Origin of the sequence: Streptomyces sp. 351MFTsu5.1, assembly GCF_000383655.1 — a bacterium.
In the GTDB taxonomy this organism is placed as follows: domain Bacteria; phylum Actinomycetota; class Actinomycetes; order Streptomycetales; family Streptomycetaceae; genus Streptomyces; species Streptomyces griseorubiginosus.
Map to the genome: position 1 here is coordinate 279,973 of NZ_KB911777.1, position 17,261 is coordinate 297,233.

16 protein-coding genes are annotated in these 17,261 nt (G+C 72.6%); 8 read left to right on the top strand and 8 right to left on the bottom strand.

The window, feature by feature from the left end:
* Nucleotides 1-146: 146 nt before the first annotated feature.
* The 3 genes from H295_RS0107845 (at nt 147) to H295_RS0107855 (ending at nt 4,712) form a co-directional block, all read left to right on the top strand.
* A complete protein-coding gene (locus H295_RS0107845; protein ID WP_020134796.1) occupies nt 147-2,528 on the top strand; it encodes a SpoIIE family protein phosphatase in 2,382 nt (793 codons plus the stop codon).
* A gap of 119 nt (nt 2,529-2,647) precedes the next feature.
* Complete coding sequence (locus tag H295_RS0107850) at nt 2,648-3,307, top strand: DUF4232 domain-containing protein (RefSeq protein ID WP_020134797.1); 660 nt, start codon at nt 2,648-2,650, stop codon at nt 3,305-3,307.
* A 148-nt stretch (nt 3,308-3,455) separates the two neighbouring features.
* Complete coding sequence (locus tag H295_RS0107855) at nt 3,456-4,712, top strand: arsenic transporter (RefSeq protein WP_199788571.1); 1,257 nt, start codon at nt 3,456-3,458, stop codon at nt 4,710-4,712.
* Between the two features lie 9 nt (nt 4,713-4,721).
* Here the strand turns inward: H295_RS0107855 and H295_RS0107860 are convergent, their stop codons facing one another.
* On the bottom strand, nt 4,722-6,635 hold the full coding sequence (locus tag H295_RS0107860) for a ricin-type beta-trefoil lectin domain protein (protein ID WP_020134799.1): 1,914 nt from the start codon (nt 6,633-6,635) through the stop codon (nt 4,722-4,724).
* Nucleotides 6,636-6,968: 333 nt separating this feature from the next.
* Nucleotides 6,969-7,895 (bottom strand): helix-turn-helix domain-containing protein, encoded by a 927-nt coding sequence (locus tag H295_RS0107865; RefSeq protein ID WP_020134800.1) that lies wholly within the window; start codon nt 7,893-7,895, stop codon nt 6,969-6,971.
* 69 nt (nt 7,896-7,964) lie between these two features.
* On the opposite strand from H295_RS0107865, the gene H295_RS0107870 reads away from it, so the two are divergent.
* Nucleotides 7,965-8,756 (top strand): phytanoyl-CoA dioxygenase family protein, encoded by a 792-nt coding sequence (locus H295_RS0107870; protein WP_020134801.1) that lies wholly within the window; start codon nt 7,965-7,967, stop codon nt 8,754-8,756.
* A 25-nt stretch (nt 8,757-8,781) separates the two neighbouring features.
* Here the strand turns inward: H295_RS0107870 and H295_RS0107875 are convergent, their stop codons facing one another.
* From H295_RS0107875 to H295_RS0107895, 5 genes are all read right to left on the bottom strand, one after another.
* On the bottom strand, nt 8,782-9,753 hold the full coding sequence (locus tag H295_RS0107875) for an aldo/keto reductase (protein WP_020134802.1): 972 nt from the start codon (nt 9,751-9,753) through the stop codon (nt 8,782-8,784).
* Nucleotides 9,754-9,859: 106 nt separating this feature from the next.
* Nucleotides 9,860-10,375, bottom strand: a complete 516-nt coding sequence (locus H295_RS0107880; RefSeq protein ID WP_020134803.1) for a flavoprotein — start codon at nt 10,373-10,375, stop codon at nt 9,860-9,862.
* Nucleotides 10,376-10,399: 24 nt separating this feature from the next.
* Nucleotides 10,400-10,858, bottom strand: coding sequence for a DUF1348 family protein (locus H295_RS0107885; protein ID WP_020134804.1), 459 nt, complete (start codon nt 10,856-10,858; stop codon nt 10,400-10,402).
* A 139-nt stretch (nt 10,859-10,997) separates the two neighbouring features.
* Nucleotides 10,998-11,192, bottom strand: a complete 195-nt coding sequence (locus H295_RS0107890) for a ferredoxin (RefSeq protein ID WP_020134805.1) — start codon at nt 11,190-11,192, stop codon at nt 10,998-11,000.
* A 12-nt stretch (nt 11,193-11,204) separates the two neighbouring features.
* Complete coding sequence (locus H295_RS0107895) at nt 11,205-12,404, bottom strand: cytochrome P450 (RefSeq protein WP_020134806.1); 1,200 nt, start codon at nt 12,402-12,404, stop codon at nt 11,205-11,207.
* A 322-nt stretch (nt 12,405-12,726) separates the two neighbouring features.
* Between H295_RS0107895 and H295_RS0107900 the strand changes: the two genes are divergently transcribed.
* Together H295_RS0107900 and H295_RS0107905 are read left to right on the top strand one after the other, a co-directional pair.
* On the top strand, nt 12,727-13,353 hold the full coding sequence (locus H295_RS0107900) for a LysE family transporter (RefSeq protein ID WP_028809170.1): 627 nt from the start codon (nt 12,727-12,729) through the stop codon (nt 13,351-13,353).
* Between the two features lie 103 nt (nt 13,354-13,456).
* A complete protein-coding gene (locus H295_RS0107905; RefSeq protein WP_020134808.1) occupies nt 13,457-13,906 on the top strand; it encodes a nitroreductase family deazaflavin-dependent oxidoreductase in 450 nt (149 codons plus the stop codon).
* Nucleotides 13,907-14,013: 107 nt separating this feature from the next.
* Here the strand turns inward: H295_RS0107905 and H295_RS0107910 are convergent, their stop codons facing one another.
* The gene (locus H295_RS0107910) at nt 14,014-14,985 is read right to left on the bottom strand and encodes a cation diffusion facilitator family transporter (RefSeq protein ID WP_106960790.1); all 972 of its coding nucleotides are present in this window, start codon (nt 14,983-14,985) and stop codon (nt 14,014-14,016) included.
* A 93-nt stretch (nt 14,986-15,078) separates the two neighbouring features.
* On the opposite strand from H295_RS0107910, the gene H295_RS0107915 reads away from it, so the two are divergent.
* Both H295_RS0107915 and H295_RS0107920 read left to right on the top strand, forming a co-directional pair.
* Entirely contained in the window at nt 15,079-16,098 is a 1,020-nt protein-coding gene (locus H295_RS0107915) for a glutathione S-transferase family protein (protein ID WP_020134810.1), read from the top strand.
* Between the two features lie 48 nt (nt 16,099-16,146).
* Nucleotides 16,147-16,449, top strand: a complete 303-nt coding sequence (locus H295_RS0107920; RefSeq protein ID WP_020134811.1) for a DUF4235 domain-containing protein — start codon at nt 16,147-16,149, stop codon at nt 16,447-16,449.
* Nucleotides 16,450-17,261: the final 812 nt, after the last annotated feature.

A 17,261-nucleotide genomic window follows, 5' to 3' on the forward strand; every position in this document is an offset into this window, starting at 1 on the left:
GCCGCACCGACCCCACCGGATGTGCCCTTTGACCGGCGTCTCCCGTCCGGCAGGGGTTCGCCGTCCGCGCGCGAGCGCGACGCACTAGTCTTGGAGCCCAAGTGACCGGTTTGTTCACTGAGAGTGCCCGCAATGGAGTGGCGACGATGACCCTCGTGTACCCGTTCGACGACACGGCGACAGCGCGGGCCGTCGTCGGCGAGGACGGCACGCTGGTCGCGTGGAACGCCGGAGCGCAACGCCTGCTGGGCTGGTCGCCCGCCGAGGTGGTGGGCAGACCCGCGATGAACCTGCTGGTCAGCGGCGGCCAGGAGAGGCCCGCCGGGCCCGTGGGCGCCCGCTGGGACGGTGTCCTCACCCTGTGCCACCGGGACGGCACCGCCGTGTCGGCCTGGCTGCTCGCCCATCACCAGCCCTCCGCGGACGGCGGTCCCGGGCACTGGCTCGTGGTGACCCCGCTGGACCCCGGCGGCGCCCGCTCCGCCGACGACCCGCTGGGCACGGCCGTGCTCACCCAGGCGCCCTGCGCCGTCGCCGTCTACGACGACCAGCTGCGGCTGCGCCGGATCAACGACGCCATGGCCGAGGTGATCGGCCTGCCCGAGAAGCGCATCCAGGGCCTCAGACTGTCCGAGATCGGCGGCAAGCGGCAGAGCGAGGAGCTGGAGGAGCAACTGCTCCACGTGCTCAGCAGCGGCGAGGCCAAGGACGTGCAGACGTACATGCGGACCGGCGGCGAGAACAGTGCGCACGCCTGGCTGGCCCGGATGGCACCGGTCACCGACCCGTCGGGCCGGGTGCGGGGCGTGTGTCTGGCCGCCCACGACTTCACCGACAACTTCCTCGCCCGGGAACGGCTCCAGCTGGTCAACGAGGCCAGTGTGCGCATCGGCACCACCCTCGACGTCACACGGACGGCCCAGGAGCTGGCCGACGTCTGCATTCCCGCGCTCGCCGATTTCGTCAGCGTCGACCTGCTGGATCCTCAGGAGCAGGGCGAGATCCCGCCGGTGCTCACCGCGCCGGTCGAGCTGCGCCGCGCCGCCCACCAGTCGGTGGACCCCGGGAACCCGATGGCCGTGGTCAAGCCGGGCCACACCGAGGTGTACCCGGCCAGCTCTCCGCAGGCCGACTCGCTGGTCGCGGGCTCCACCATCGTGGCCACGGTGGCCTCCGGACGGCTCGACCGGTGGCTCACCTGGAACCGGACCCGCGCCGAGCGGGTCGAGGAGTTCGGCATCCACTCCACGATGTCCGTGCCGATCCAGGCCCGTGGCCAGACCCTCGGGGTCGCGGTCCTCACCCGGTACCGGCGGCCGGACCCCTTCACCCCGGACGACGTCCTGCTGGCCGAGGAGATCACCGCGCGGGCCGGGATCTGCGTCGACAACGCCCGCCGCTTCTCCCGTGAGCGCGAGACCGCGCTCGCCCTCCAGCGCAGTCTGCTGCCCCGTTCTCTGCCCCGCACCGCCGCCGTGGACGCCGCCTCGCGCTATCTCCCGGCCGCGCGGGCCGGGGTCGGCGGCGACTGGTTCGACGTGATCCCGCTGTCGGGGATGCGGGTCGCGATGGTCGTCGGGGACGTGATCGGCCAGGGCATCCAGGCCTCCGCGACGATGGGCCGGCTGCGCACCGCCGTCCGCACCCTCGCCGACATCGACCTGGCCCCGGACGAACTCCTCACCCACCTGGACGACCTGGTCGTACGGCTGTCCGCGGAGGCCGGCGGCGAGGGCAACCCCGGAGAGGTCGGGGCCACCTGTCTCTACGCGGTCTACGACCCGGTCTCCCGGCGCTGCACGCTGGCCCGGGCCGGGCATCCGGCGCCCGTGCAGCTGACCCCGGGCGGAGTCGCCCGGGAGGTGGACCTGCCCGCGGGGCCGGCGCTGGGGCTCGGCGGGCTGCCGTTCGAGTCCGCCGAGCTGGACCTGCCCGAGGGGAGCCTGCTGGCCCTGTTCACGGACGGGCTGCTCGAGTCCCGGGAGCGGGACGTGGACTCGGGCCACGCGCTGCTGCGCGAGGCCCTCGCCCTGCCCGCCGACTCCCTGGAGGAGACCTGCGACCGGGTGCTGCACACGCTGCTCCCGGCGACCGGCTCCGCCGACGACGTGGCACTCCTGCTGGCCCGGACCCGGGGGCTGCCCGCCTCGCAGGTGGCGACCTGGGACATCCCGGCGGACCCCGCCCTGGTCGGTCCCGTGCGCAAGCAGGTCGTGGAACAGCTGGCCCGCTGGGAACTGGCCGAGGCCTCGTTCACCGCCGAGCTGGTGACGAGCGAGCTGGTGACGAACGCGATCCGCTACGGCGCCCGTCCCATCCGGCTGCGGCTCATCCATGACGCGACCACGCTGATCTGCGAGGTCTCCGACAGCAGCCACACCGCCCCGCACCTCAGGCGCGCCAAGACCTGGGACGAGGGCGGCCGGGGGCTGCTCCTGGTCGCCCAGCTCACCCAGCGCTGGGGCAGCCGGCACACGGCCGACGGCAAGACCATCTGGGCGGAGATCGGCCTCCTCGACGAGGAGTGAGGCGTGCAGCGCGCGAACCTTTCCGGCCCGGGCCGCGTCGGATCCTGATGACGACCCCTGATGACGGGGCACGAGACACCGTACGCGCGCGTGCGGGAGATCTCCGGGAGTGTGGAGACATGACGAACAGGTTCCTGGGTGTACGGCGGGCCGTGCTGGCCGCGGGTTCGGTCGCGCTGCTCGGTCTGGTGGCGGGCTGCGGCAGCAGTAGCAGCAGTGACGGAACGTCGAGCGCCCCGCGGACGGAGTCCGGCACGGCGACCTCGTCCGGCACCGGGGCGCCCACCGGGGCGAGCAGCGTCCCGACCGACGCGGTGAGCAACTCCCTCACCCCGTCCGCGCCCCCGGCGTCCGCGTCCGTCACCCGCTGCCACACCTCCGAGCTGAGCGCCTCCGTCGGCCGCAACAACCCCGGTGCCGGGCAGGAGAACTTCCCGGTGGTGCTGACGAACGAGTCGCACCGCACCTGCACCCTGTACGGCTATCCGGGCACCGCCTTCGTCGACGCGTCCGGCAAGCAGCTGGGCCCGGACCCCGAGCGGTCCGCCGCGAAGCCGGAGACCGTGAAACTGGCGCCGGGCGGCAGCGCCTGGGCCGGACTGTCCTTCGCCAACCCGGAGATCAGCGGGGCCGGGACCGCCACCCCGGCCGTGCTCGTGGTGACCCCGCCGGACGAGAAGGACCCGCTGAGGGTGACCTGGAAGGGCGGCGCGGTCCCGGTCTCCGGCGACGAGTCGTCGGTGCGGCTCATCCCGTTCAGCGCGGGCACGGGGGCCTGAGCGGCCGAGACGGGCGTCCGGGGAGAGGTCGGACGTGTCGGGTCCACGATCGGGGGTATCGGGGTCGAGGCCGGGGGAATCGGGAAGTTCTTACCCTCGCCTGGTTTGATGACCGGGCACGATCTGCTCACCTCACGAAGGACCCGCCCTGAACACCCCGCTCGCCGAAGCCCTGTCCATCGCCCTGCTCGTAGCCGTCCTCGCGTGGGCGGTCCTGCGTCCCTTCGGCTGGCCGGAGGCGGTCGTCGCCGTCCCCGCGGCCGGACTGGTGATCCTGACCGGGGCCATCTCGCCCGAGCACGCCTGGGCGGAGGCCGAACGGCTCGGGCCCGTCGTCGGGTTCCTGGCCGCGGTCCTGGTGCTGGCCCACTTCTGCGATGTCGAGGGGCTGTTCCACGCCTGCGGGGCCTGGCTGGCACGACGCGCGGCCGGCTCGCCCGGACGGCTGCTGACCGGGGTGTTCCTGCTGGCGTCGGCGATCACGGCGGTGCTGAGCCTGGACGCCACCGTCGTGCTGCTGACGCCCGTGGTGCTGGCCACCGCCTCCCGGATGGGGGCCCGCGCCAAACCGCATGTCTACGCCTGCGCCCACCTGTCGAACACGGCCTCGCTGCTGCTGCCGGTGTCCAACCTCACCAACCTGCTGGCCTTCGAGGCGAGCGGGGTGAGCTTCACCCGCTTCGCGCTGCTGATGACGCTGCCCTGGGTCGCCGCGATCGCCGTCGAGTACGTGGTCTTCCGGCGCTTCTTCGCCACCGACCTCACTGTGGTCGACCACTCCCCCGGGTCGGCCGAGGAACCCCCGCTGCCGCTGTTCGCCCTGATCACCGTCGGCTGCACCCTGGCCGGGTTCGTGGTGGCGTCGGCCTTCGGCGTCGACCCCGCCTGGGTCGCGTGCGCGGGAGCGCTGGTGCTGGCGGGCCGTGCCCTGGTCCGGCGCAAGGCCACTCCGGCCACGGTGGTGCGGGCCGCGGCACCGGCGTTCCTGGCGTTCGTGCTGGCGCTGGGCGTCGTGGTGCGCGCGGTCGTGGACAACGGCCTCGCGGACGCCCTGCACCAGGTCCTGCCGGACGGGACGGGGCTCGTCGCGCTGCTGGGGATCGCCGCGCTGGCCGCCGTCCTGGCGAACCTGATCAACAACCTGCCCGCGGTCCTGGTGCTGCTGCCGCTCACCGCGGCCGCCGGCCCCGGCGCGGTCCTCGCGGTGCTGCTCGGGGTGAACATCGGCCCGAACCTCACCTACGCCGGGTCCCTGGCCACCCTGCTGTGGCGGCGGATTCTGCACCGGCAGGACCACGAGGTCGGCCTCGGCGAGTTCACCCGGCTCGGCCTGCTGACCGTGCCGGCCGCGCTCGCCGCGGCCGTGGTGGCGCTGTGGGGCTCGCTCCAGCTCGTGGGGGCCTGAGCGGCAGGCTCAGCGCCTGCCGCCGTATCCACCGCCGTAGCCGCCGCCCCCGTAACCGCCGCCGTAGCCGCCTCCGTAGCCGCCTGGGGGCGGGCCGCCCCAGGAGCAGGCGTACGGGTTGGAGGAGCAGTCCTGGCCCGGCGGGGCGCTGCTCGACGGGGTCGGCGTGGTCTGCGGGGCGGACGGTGCGGGGGTCGGCGTCGGGGTCGCCGTCGGTGTCTTCGAGGGCGCCGGGGCGGACTTCGGGGTCGGGGTGGGGCTGCCCTCCGCGTCCCAGTTGACCGCCTGCATCTGCGGCTCGGTCGTGGAGGTGTCGAACACCCAGCGCTGGGCGGGGCCCTCGTCGCGGTTCTTCAGGACCAGCGCGCCGGAGCCGTCGGTCGCGGCCGGTGTCAGGGCGAGGTCCTGGTTCCAGCGCGGTACAAGGGTGCCCTGGAGCGTGAAGTCGTAGCGGATGTTCTTGCCGCCGGGGCTGGTCTCGCCCGTGCAGAGCGCCAGGCGCACCGAGTAGCCGAGGTGGGAGTCCAGGCACAGTTGAGGGTCGGCCGCGCTGCGCAGCAGTCCGTCCGTCTCGTACGTCCACTGCTGGCCCTCGGCGCCGGAGCACTCGGCGAGTCCGGTCTCGACGCCCTGGGCGATCTCCTTGCCGACGACACCGACGCACAGCCCCGACTCGACGTTGTGCAGACGGCCGCGCAGGTCTCCCTTGCGCGCCTCGCCCGCGCCCGCCTGGGACGGATCGCCGGTCGAGGAGGCCGTGTCGGAGCCGGGCGCTTCGGAGGGGCCCGCGGCGGACGCGTGGTCGCCGTCGGACGAACCGAGCGCGGACCACATCACCAGCGGCAGGACTATGAGCCCGCTCACCGTCAGGACGGCGGCGGTGAGATTGCGGCGGGAGGTGCGCCGGGCGGCACCCCGGTGGGCCGAGCGGCGGGCGGCCGCGCGGGCCCTGGAGCGCGGGCCCGGTACGGCGGGGTCGCCGGGGCCGGCCCCGTCGGGCGGGGTGGTGGGCCGCGGCGGGGTGCCGAAGGCCTCCGCCACGAACGGCCGGGCCGGGGCGTGCTGTCGGGCCTCCTGAGCGGCCCCCGTGTCGTCGACGCTCATCCGGGAGGTCACGTAGGCGCCGGCGCCCCAGCCGAGCACCGCCTCGGCGAGGGCCAGGCCGAGGCCGCCGTTGAACTGGTGCAGCTGGTCGGCGGTGTGCATGCAGTGCCTGCACCGCTCCAGGTGCGCCCGCAGGTCGGGGTCGAGCTCGACGCCGCCGCGCCGGTAGGTCACGTCGAGCAGCCGCAGGTAGTGCCGGCACTCCTGCTCGGGGGCGAGCTCGCGGTGCACCTGGAGGCACTCCTCGCGCAGCCGGTCGCGGGCGCGGCGGAGTTCGATGCCGGCGGCCTCCTCGTCCAGGCCGAGGAGGGCCGCGGGGACGCCGATGGGTTCCGCCTCGACCTCGGTGTGCCACAACAGGCAGCGGGCGGACTGCTGCAACCGCTGGAAGGCGCCGGACAGCAGCCGGCGGTCGTCGGGCGGCAGCAGACGGGCCGCGACGCGCTCGCCGTCCTCCTCGGCGCGCAGTGCGGGGTTGAGCATCTCGCGCCGTCCGTCGGAGTCCCACTCGGCCGCGATGCGGCGGACGGTGACGAGCAGATGGGGGCGCCAGGCGGCGCTCGGTCCGGTCTGGCGCAGCGACTCCCCGAACAGGCGGGTGAACGCGGCCGTGGTCAGCATGCCCGCGGGGCGGGGACCGTCGGTGCACAGCCGGGCGTAGGCGAACGCGGCTTCCCAGTGCCGGTCGAGGAGTTCGCCGACGGGTTGCAGGGCGGGAGTCGTACCGCTCCACTTCTTGAGCTCTGCGCTCAGCTGTTCGTCCGTGACGTCGTACGGACGAACCGGAGACGGGGAATTCGACAGGCCTGCGTCCTTCACGACGGCATTTCCTCCCGAGGGCATGCTGCGTTGCATTAAGTCCATACCAATGGGTGCGTGCGCCGTTGTCCGCTCTTTTGAAGCATGAGGCGTACGGAGGGGGTCTTGAGCACACAGGGGGAAATGTGCATTGTCTGTGTGCTGACAACGCACACCTTTGCACAGGTCAGGGACGCCCAACAAGTGATCTCGCGGATTTTCAGATTCCGCGTGCCGCGCGTAGATAGACGGTTCGTCAATACCCGTTGGAAACAGGATTCAGTTAACTCCGCGAAGCGATCCAGGAAACCATTGAAGCGCCACTCCACGGCAGGTCCGGACGGCTTCGCGACGTCAGGCACCAACCATTGACCCGGCGGCGCGGTAGGCGCCGGGCGGGGAGCCGTAGCGTTCGCGGAAGACGCGGTTGAAGTGGAAGGGACTGGCGAAGCCGGAGGCGGCGGCGACGCGTCCCACAGACAGGTCGGTGCTCTCCAGCAGCCGGGCGGCGTGCCGGAGCCGGGCCTCGCGCACCGCCCGCATCGGTGCGTGCCCCTGCTGCCGGGCGAAGAGATGGGCGAACCGGGACGGCGAGAGCGCGACCTCGGCGGCGAGCGACCGTACGGTGTGCGGGGCGCCGGGGTCGGCCTCGATCAGCTCCTGGGCGCGTCGCACCCGGGGATCCCCGTCGGCGGCCACCCCGCTCCGGTGGGCGGCACCCGCGGCGAGCAGCACGACCTCCTCCAGCGCGTTCAGGGCAAGTTCACGGGCGGTGGTGCCGTGGGCGACGGCCACGGTGGCACGGTCGCCGACGGGCTGAGACCCGGGCGGGACGGCAGTGCCGGGCCTGCGGGCGTCGGCGAACATGCGGCGAAACGCCGCCTCGACGCGGGTGCGCGGGTCCTCGCCGGTGGGGTCCGGGGCGACGGCGTACAGGCCGTCACCCCTGCCGTACGGTCCCAGCCAGGCGGTCCAGGAGGGTCTGGCTCCGCAGTGCGCCCACCAGAACTCCCAATGGTCGCAGCCCAGTTGGACGCCGTAGCGGTGCGGGACGCCCGGGGCGAGCACCACGAGCTCCCCGGCGCTCGCCGCGGTCTCGGTCCGTCCCTGACGCAGGGTTCCCCGGCCGCTCAGCGTCCATGTGAACAGCCAGCTGTCGGCGCCTTGCGGTCGCTGGACGGTGTAGCCGGGAAGTTCGTCGTAGCGGCCGACGACCACGAGGCCCGGCGGTGGTCCGGGGTCGCCCGGCGCGACAGTCCCGGGCAGTCCTTCGGTGGTCATGGACATCCTCCTCACCTGTGCTGCGGCCTAGCGTGACGAGTGGAACACAGGTGACGAAGGAGGGGACACATGACCGTCACGGGCATCGGGACAGGGGTCCGGCAGTTCGCGGAGGACGGCTTCACGGTCGTTCGCGGGCTCTTCGCACGCGAGGAGACCGACCGGCTGTGCGCGGAGTTCGCGGCACTGCACGCGGGCGGCCCGGTGCCGGGGCACTTCGAGCCGAGCGAGTCCACGGATCCGCTGCGCAGGTATCCGCGGGTGATGCAGCCGCACGAGATCAACGACCTAGCGCTCGGGGTCCTGCTGGACGCGCGGCTGCGGGAGGTGCTGGAGTCGCTGCTCGGCGAGGAGGTGCTGGCCGCGCAGAGCATGTTCTACTTCAAGCCGCCGGGGGCGCGGGGGCAGGCGCTGCACCAGGACAACTTCTATCTGCGGGTCGAGCCGGGCACCTGTGTCGCCGCCTGGGTGGCCTGCGACGAGATCGACCGGGACAACGGCGGTCTCGAAGTCGTCCCGGGCACGCACCGCATGGACCTGTTCTGTCCCGAACTGGCGGACTCCGAAGTGTCGTTCGCTAGGGAGTACGTGGCGCCGCCGCCCGGGCTCGTCACGGTGCCCGTCGACATGGCGCCGGGCGACGTCCTGTTCTTCAACGGCAGCCTGGTGCACGGGTCGCAGCCCAACCGCACGGCCGACCGGTTCCGGCGCTCGTTCATCGGGCACTACGTGGGCGCGTCCACGGAGCGGATCGGGCCCTACTACCGGACGCTGTCGATGAGCGGCGCGCGGGTGCCACTGCCGGAGAGCGAGGGGGCGGGTCCGTGCGGAACGGAGTTCGCACCGCACGGACCGCACTGACCGGGAGCGCCGGACCGGGCTCGTGTCAGCTGTGGCCGACGACCGGCCTGGCCGTGTACGGCGCCTCCAGTTCCTCGATCTCCTTCTCGCTGAGCTCGAGGTCCACGGCCGCAACGGCGTCCTCGATGTGGTGCCGCTTGCCCGCGCCCACGATCGGGGCCGCCACGGTGTCCTGCGCGAGGAGCCAGGCGAGGGCGACCTGCGCACGCGGGACGCCCCGGGCGCCGGCGATGCGGGTGACGGCCTCGACGATGCTGCGGTCGCCCTCCTGGTAGAGGCGGCTGCCGAAGTTGTCCGTGGAGCTGCGGTCGGTCACCGTGCCCCAGTCCCGGGTGAGCCGCCCGCGGGCCAGCGGGCTCCACGGCAGGGCGCTGACCTTCTGGTCGGCGCACAGCGGCAGCATCTCGCGCTCCTCCTCGCGGTAGAGGAGGTTGTAGTGGTTCTGCATGGAGACGAACTTGGTCCAGCCGTGCCGCTCGGCCGTGTACTGCATCTTCGAGAACTGCCAGGCGAACATCGAACTGGCCCCGAGGTAGCGCACCTTGCCGGCCTTCACCAGGTCGTGCAGGGCCTCCATGGTCTCCTCGACCGGGGTGTGCGGGTCGAAGCGGTGGATCTGGTACAGGTCGACGTAGTCGGTGCCCAGGCGCCTCAGGCTGTGGTCGATCTCCGTCATGATCGCCTTGCGGGACAGCCCCGCCGCGTTCTGCCCGGACCGCATCCGGCCGTTCACCTTGGTCGCCAGCACGATCTCGTCGCGGTTGGCGAACTCCGCGAGGGCCTTGCCGACGATCTCCTCGCTGGTGCCGTCGGAGTAGACGTTCGCGGTGTCGAAGAAGTTGATGCCCGCGTCCAGGGCCTGCCGTATCAGTGGCCGCGACGCCTCCTCGTCGAGGGTCCACTCGTGCACGCCGCGGTCCGGCAGGCCGTAGGACATGCAGCCCAGACAGATCCGCGAGACGTCCAGGCCCGTCGAACCGAGCTTCACGTACTGCATCGTTGCTGCTCCTGCCTTCGAGAGGGGTTCGAAGGGGAGCGTACGGCTTCGAGGGGGATCCGGGTGCCCCGTGCCGCGGCCGAACCGGGCCGAGGCGGTCGCGGTGCTACTCGACCAGGTCCAGCGCCCGTTCCCACCCGAACTCCTCGCCCTCGGCGCCCTGGTAGGGGTACCCGAACCGCACGCCCATCCCCCGCAGCCGGATCAGGCTGTCCTGGTAGGCGGGGTGAGCGGCGAGGTCGTCGGAGACGCAGGTCAGGACGCCGATGGGGACGCCCCGCCCGGCCACCTCGCACAGCGTGCCCACCGCGAGGGTGTCGGCGATGCCCGCCGCCCACTTGTTGACGGTGTTGAAGGTGGCCGGGGCGACCACGACCGCGTCGGGCTCCGGGAAGGGCCGCGGCTCTCCGGGGCGGCGCCAGGCGGAGCGGATCGGGTAGCCCGTCTGCGCCTCGACGGCGGCCGTGTCGAAGAAGCCGTCCATGGCGGTGGGGGTGGCGATGACCCCGACCTGCCACTCCCGTTCCTGCGCGGCGGTGATCAGCTTGCCGACGCCCGCGGCGATGCCTGCGGCGCAGACGACGACGTAGAGGAAGGGCGGTATCTCGTCGTGTTCGGTCACGCGGGAACCCTACTGACGGAAACCCTACTGAAGGGGGAAGGACAGTCCCCGCTCCGTCTCGGGCCGCGGACCGTGGATCCGGCGCTGCGCCTCCTCGATCGGCACGTCGTTGATGCTCGCCTCGCGCCGGGTCATCAGCCCGTGCTCGTCGAACTCCCACAGCTCGTTGCCGTAGGACCGCCACCACTGCCCCTCGGCGTCCCGGCACTCGTACTGGAAGCGGACCGCGATGCGGTTGCCGTCGTACGCCCACAGGTCCTTGCGCAGCGCGTACTCCCGCTCGCGGGCCCACTTGGCGGTGAGGAACTCGACGATCTCCGTGCGACCGGTGACGAAGGTGCCGCGGTTGCGCCACACGGAGTCCTCCGAGTAGGCGAGCGCCACCCGCTGCGGATCGCGGGTGTTCCAGGCGTCCTCGGCGGCCTGCACCTTCTGGGCGGCGGTCTCGCCGGTGAAGGGGGGCAGCGGTGGGCGGTCGGTCATGTCATCCTCCGGGACGGCCGGGCGAGCACGTACGTTCTCACGTCAGGGAGTGGCCGTCCACGGAGAGGGCGGCGGCCCACCCTGCGGCGCTGTGTCCGCTGGTGTGGGCCCGCCATCTGCGCACGCCGACCCGGCCGGGTCAGCCCGCCGTCTCCGACACCGTGATGGCGGCGACGGGGCAGGCCCGGGCGGCCTCGCGGGCCATGGGGTCGCCGTCCCGCCCGCCGGGCAGGAGCGTGCTGTAGCCGTCGTCGTCCTGGGTGAAGACGCCGGGGGCGGCCAGGGCGCACTGGCCCGCCCCGATACAGACGTCCTTGTCGATGTCGATGTGCATGAGCGGGGCCCCTTACCAGGTCACGGGGAGTTCCAGCATCCCCTGGATCGTGTCGCCGGGCTTGAAGGGGATCTCCTCGGCCGGGGCGGCGAGGCGGAGCGTGGGCAGCCGGTCGAAGAGGGTGTGCAGGGCGATCTCCAGTTCGGCGCGGGCCAGGTTCTGGCCCAGGCACTGGTGGATGCCGAAGCCGAACCCGAGATGGTGGCGGGCGGGCCGGTGCCAGTCGAGGGTGTCCGGGTCGGCGTAGACGGCCTCGTCGCGGTTGACGACCGAGGTCGAGATGAGGACCCCCTCGCCCGCCCGGATGGTCGTCCCGGCCACCTCGATGTCCTCCAGGGCCATCCGCAGCAGTCCGTCCGCGATCGACAGCATCCGCATGAGTTCCTCGACCGCCGCCGGGACCAGCGCCGGGTCGGTGCGCAACTCGGCGAGCCGGTCCGGGTGCTGGAGGAGGGTGAAGGTGCCGAGGGAGATCATGTTGGCGGTGGTCTCGTGGCCGGCGACCAGCAGGATGATCGCCAGGGCGATGACGTCCTGACGGGTCAGCTCCCCGTTCCGCAGCTGCCCGTGGACGAGTTCGTCGAGCACACCGTCGCCCGGCTCCGACCGCTTCTGCTTGTGGTCGATCAACTCGTCGATGTACTCCTCGAGCTGATCCCGTGCGTCCGTGACGTCCTCGGCCGCGGGGCCGCGCAGCAGCCGCCGGGACTGCCCCTCGAAGAAGTCGTGGTCGACGTAGGGCACGCCGAGCAGCGCGCAGATCACGGTCGAGGGGACGGGGAGCGCGAAGGCGGTCACCAGCTCGGCGGGCGGCCCCTGCGCGATCATCGCGTCGATGCGTTCGTCGACGATCTCCTGGATGCGGGGGCGGAGCGCGGTGGCCCGGCGGAGCGTGAAAGCGGGCACCATCATGCGCCGCTGGACCCGGTGCTCGGGGTCGTCGACGCCCAGCAGTGCCGTCCTCCGCTTCCTGAGGCCGGCGAAGCGGGCTGTGGGCGCCGGGAAGCCGTCCCGGGTGCGGTCGGTGGACAGCCGGGGGTCGGCGAGCAGGGCCCGTGCGGTGTCGTGGCCGGTGACCAGCCAGGCCGGACTCCCGTCGAAGAGGGCGATCCGGGACAGCGGGCGCGTGGCGCGCAGGGGGTCGTAGCCGGTGGGCGGGTGGTAGGGGCAGGTCCGGTCCTGGGGGAACGCGACAGGTTCCGTTTCCGTCATGGGAGACCTCGCAGACGAAGGGTGCGTCGTGCAGATCTTCATTAGATGCCCAGGGCATCTAACGGGGCGACGGGAAGTTCGGCCAGATCGGTGGCGGGGGGAATCTGGCCGGGGATCGCCGCCGTGGAGCGGGAAACGGACGACGGCCCTCCCGGCGCACGGGGCCCACCTCGGAAATGCGCTTGCCGTGGCCGGTTCCCGGCCCGCATGATCTGGCCATGCTGACGACCGAAGCCTTCCTGCCGCCGACCGCCACCACCGTCCTTCCGGTGCGCGTCCAGCAGCAGCCCGGCCGACCGTGGGGACCTACGCCTCCGCGCTCGTGACCGCCGCGCTCGTCGCGGGGCTGCTCGCGGGGTACGGCATCGCCGTTCCCGTCGGTGCCGTCGCGACCTACCTCGTCTCCCTCACGGCCCGCACGTCCCTGCGCACCGGTGTCTGCGCCGCGCTCGGCGTGGCCACCGCCGACGGGCTGTACGCCCTGGTGGCCACGGTCGGCGGATCCGCGGTCGCCGCGCTGCTGCGGCCGGTCGTGGACCCGCTGCGCTGGGCGGCGGCCCTCGTCCTGGTGGGGCTGGCGGCGCACGGCGCGGTGACGGCCGTACGCGAGTACCGGGCCCGCCACCTCGCCACCCGCACCATTCCGCCGCCCCCGGGTCCGGGCCGGGCCTACCTGGGCCTGCTCGGCATCACCCTCCTCAACCCGACCACCGTGATCTACTTCGCGGCGCTGGTCATCGGCACCCGCGCCGAGGAAGCCGTACGCCCCCTGGAGCAGGGTGTGTTCGTGCTGGCGGCGTTCGTCGCCTCGGCGAGCTGGCAGCTGCTGCTGGCCGGTGGCGGCGCCCTGCTGGGGCGGGCGCTGACGGGACACCGGGGACGTCTGGTGACGGCACTGGTGTCGAGTGCCGTGATGACCGCGCTGGCGGTGCGGATGGTCCTGTCGTGACAAGAGCCCGCCCCTGGGTAGTCCGGTGGGGATGAATTCTGGACGGGACGGCGTTGACGTCCCGTGCAGGAGACCCGCAGCGGACGAACAGGAGACGGTCACCATGCCTCTTGAGGGCCAGTACGAACCCAGCCCGGCCCAATGGGTGCGCGAGCAGGTGGAGTTGTACGAGAGCTCCGGCGGCACCGAGGGCACCACGCTCATGGACACGGGGCTGCCGGTCATCGTGCTGACGACGCGGGGCGCGAAGAGCGGCAGCATCCGCAAGACGCCGCTGATGCGTGTCGAGCACGACGGCCGGTACGCCGTGGTCGCCTCGCAGGGCGGGGCGCCCAAGCACCCGGTCTGGTACCACAACATCAAGGCCGAGCCGCTGGTCGAGCTCCAGGACGGGCCGGTGAAGCGGGACTTCAAGGCCCGTGAGATCACCGGCTCGGAGAGGGACGAGTGGTGGGACCGGGCCGTCGCCGCGTACCCGCCGTACGCCGACTACCAGACGAAGACGGACCGGGTCATTCCGGTCTTCGTCCTGGAGCCCGTCGAGGAGGACTGACGGCTTTCGGAGGAGGCGACGAGTGGTGCTTCCTCCGAAGGACTCCTCGTCTCCGGGAAATTCTTCGTCGAGGATGCATGGTCCGGTCACGGCCGGGCACTTGAGCGTCAGGCCCCGCCGCGCTCCCCCGTCGCGGCGGGGCTTTCCCGTGCCTCCTCGGCCGGCCGGTCGGTGACGTCGAGGAAGATCTGGTCCGCCTCCGTGACGATCCGGGCGACCGACCGCTTGATCCGTACGGCGACCTCCTCGACCCGCTCGCTGTCCAGGCCCGGCACCAGGTCGACCCGGGCCGCCACCAGCACCGAGTCCAGCCCCATCTTCATGGTGAACAGGGCCTCCACGCTGTCGATCTCGGGCTGGGCGTCCAGCAGCTCCCGGATCCGGGCACTGGCCTCCGGGTCGGCGGCCTCGCCGATCAGCTGCCCCTTGGCCTCACGTCCCAGCCGGTAGGCCACGTAGACCAGCAGCACGCCGATGGCCAGGGACGCGGACGCCTCCCAGACCACCTGGCCGGTGACCATGTGCAGCGCCATGCCGACCATGGCCAGCGTCACGCCGAGCACCGCCGTGCCGTCCTCGGCGACGACCGTGCGCAGGGCCGGGTCCCGCATGCCCTGGGCCACCCCGCCCTGCTTGTGCACCTGGTGCAGCGCCCGCAGCAGCGAGATCCCCTCGGCGAGGAACGCCACGCCCAGCACGATCAGGCCCGCCACATAGCCGCTGAGCTTCTCCTCGGCCCCGTTGCGCAGCGCCTCGACGCCCTGGAAGACGGAGAAGCAGCCGCCCATGACGAAGATGCCGACGGCCGCGATCAGCGACCAGAAGAACCGCTCCTTGCCGTAGCCGAAGGGATGGCGCCGGTCGGCGGGGCGGCGGCTGCGGTGCAGTGCGGCCAGCAGGAAGACCTCGTTGAGGCTGTCGGCGACGGAGTGCGCCGCCTCCGACAGCAGCGCGGGCGAGCCCGCGAGGATGCCTCCTACGGCCTTGGCGACCGCGATCACCAGGTTCGCCGCGAGTGCCACCAGCACGGTGACGCGTGTTTTCCGGTCCGCGTTATCTTTCGTCGATGTCCCGCTCACCCTCGCCGATTGCCCACCGCCCGGGCACTCACACCGTGCCGACTCCCGAAAACGGGGAACGCGTCCACCAGGACGGTTCACACGGGAGGAAGCATGGACAGCGCCGGCGACGGCAACAGCGCGTACGGTCACAAGGCGTTCAAGCGGGCCAAGAGCCACTTCGCCGACCGGGTCACCGCCGACGCCCGGGACGGGTGGCCGGTGGAGGCCGGGCGCTACCGTCTCGTCGTGAGCCGTGCGTGTCCCTGGGCGAGCCGGGCCGTGATCTCACGGCGGCTGCTCGGTCTGGAGGACGCCCTGTCGATGGGGATCGCGGACCCGATCCAGGACGACCGCAGCTGGCGCTTCACCCTGGACCCGGACGGCCGCGACCCGGTGCTCGGCATCCGCTACCTCAGCGAGGCCTACGACAAGCGGGAGAGGGGCCATCCGGGTGGGGTGAGCGTGCCGGCGTTGGTGGACGTCCCGAGCGGGAAGCTCGTCACGAACGACTACCAGCAGCTCACCCTTGACCTGGCCACCGAGTGGACGGCCCTGCACCGTGAGGGTGCGCCTGACCTGTATCCGAGGGCGCTGCGGGACGAGATCGACGCGGTGATGGCGGATGTCTACGAGGACGTCAACAACGGGGTGTACCGGGCCGGATTCGCCGCCGGCCAGGAGGAGTACGAGGAGGCGTGCGCGGGCGTGTTCCGCAGGCTCGACCTGCTGACCCCGCGGCTGGCCCGGCAGCGGTACCTCGTCGGGGACACCATCACCGAGGCGGACATCCGGCTCTTCACCACACTGGTGCGTTTCGACGCCGTCTACCACGGTCACTTCAAGTGCAACCGCTGGAAGCTGACGGAGAACGAGGTGCTGTGGGCGTACGTCCGTGACCTGTACCAGACGCCGGGCTTCGGTGACACGGTCGACTTCGACCACATCAAGCGGCACTACTACCAGGTGCACAGCGGTATCAACCCGACCGGCGTCGTCCCGCTCGGACCCGATCTGTCGGGCTGGCCGGCCCCGCACCACCGTGAGGAGCTGGGCGGCCGTCCGTTCGGCGACGGCACCCCGCCGGGGCCGCCTCCGGCCGCGGAGCGGGTGCCCGCTCGGGGACGTCCCTGACCGACGCGACACTCGCACGACTCGCACGACTCGAACGAGGAGATCCACATGGCCAAGAAGAAGAAGCTGAAGCTGCCCCTCGCCTACCAGCCGCTCGGGTTCGCGCTGGGCTGGTCGAGCGGCTGGCTGGCGGGCCTCGCCTTCCGCAAGACCTGGATGGCGATCCGGCACGAGGAGGACGCGCCGGACGCGCTGGACCGGGACCGGGGCTGGGGGGAGATCCTGCTCGCGGCCGCGATCCAGGGCGCCATCTTCGCCGCGGTACGCAGCGCGGTGGACCGCACCGGCGCGAAGGCCATCGAACGGTCCACGGGAGTCTGGCCGGCCTCCGAAAAGGGCGGCCGCGACTGACACGGCGCCGGCCCCGGCGCGCCCGTGCGTGAGCGGGGCGGACCGGCTCGACGGCGGCTGACCGGGCCTGGAGCTCGATGAACGGTACGGATCGGCCGGGCGGCCGGTGTCGGCGCGTCGGTGGACAGGCGGCTCGGTGTTCCGGGGCGGGGCGGGCCGGATGGGTGGCCCTGTCCTCGCGGAGCGGACCGAGTCAGCGATGCCCTCGCGGGGCGGACGAATCAACGCTGCCCTCGCGGATCGGCCGCCGAGTCCGGCGCGCCTCGGTGCGATGGGTCCGGCACAGGCCCGCGCCGCGGATCGGCCGTGGGATCCGGCGCGCCGCGGTGCGGTGGGACCGGCACAGACCCGCGCCGCAGATCGGCCGCCGGGACCCGGCCCGTGTCGGTGTGGCTGATCCGGCACCGCCTCGCCCCCACGGGATGGGGCCACCGGGTTCGGCCCGCCTCGATGCGGTGGGACCGGCACAACCCCGCGCCGCAGATCTGGCGCCGGACCCGGCCCGCCTCAATGCGGTGAGACCGGCACAGCCCCGCGCCGCGGATCGGCCGCCGGATCCAAACCGCCCCGGTGCAGTGGAACCGCCACAAGCCCGCGCCGCCGATCAACCGCCGGATCCAAACCGCCCCGGTGCAGTGGAACCGGCACAGACCCGCGCCCCCGCGGGATGGGCCGCCGGATCCGGCCCGCCTCGGTGCGGTGGGGCCGGGGCACAGCCTCGCCCCCGCGTTGTGGGGCGGTGGTGGCCGGTTCACCGGTCGGGCCGGCGCAGTCCCTGAGGCCAGGGCCTTGTGTCCGTACCCGCTGCACAC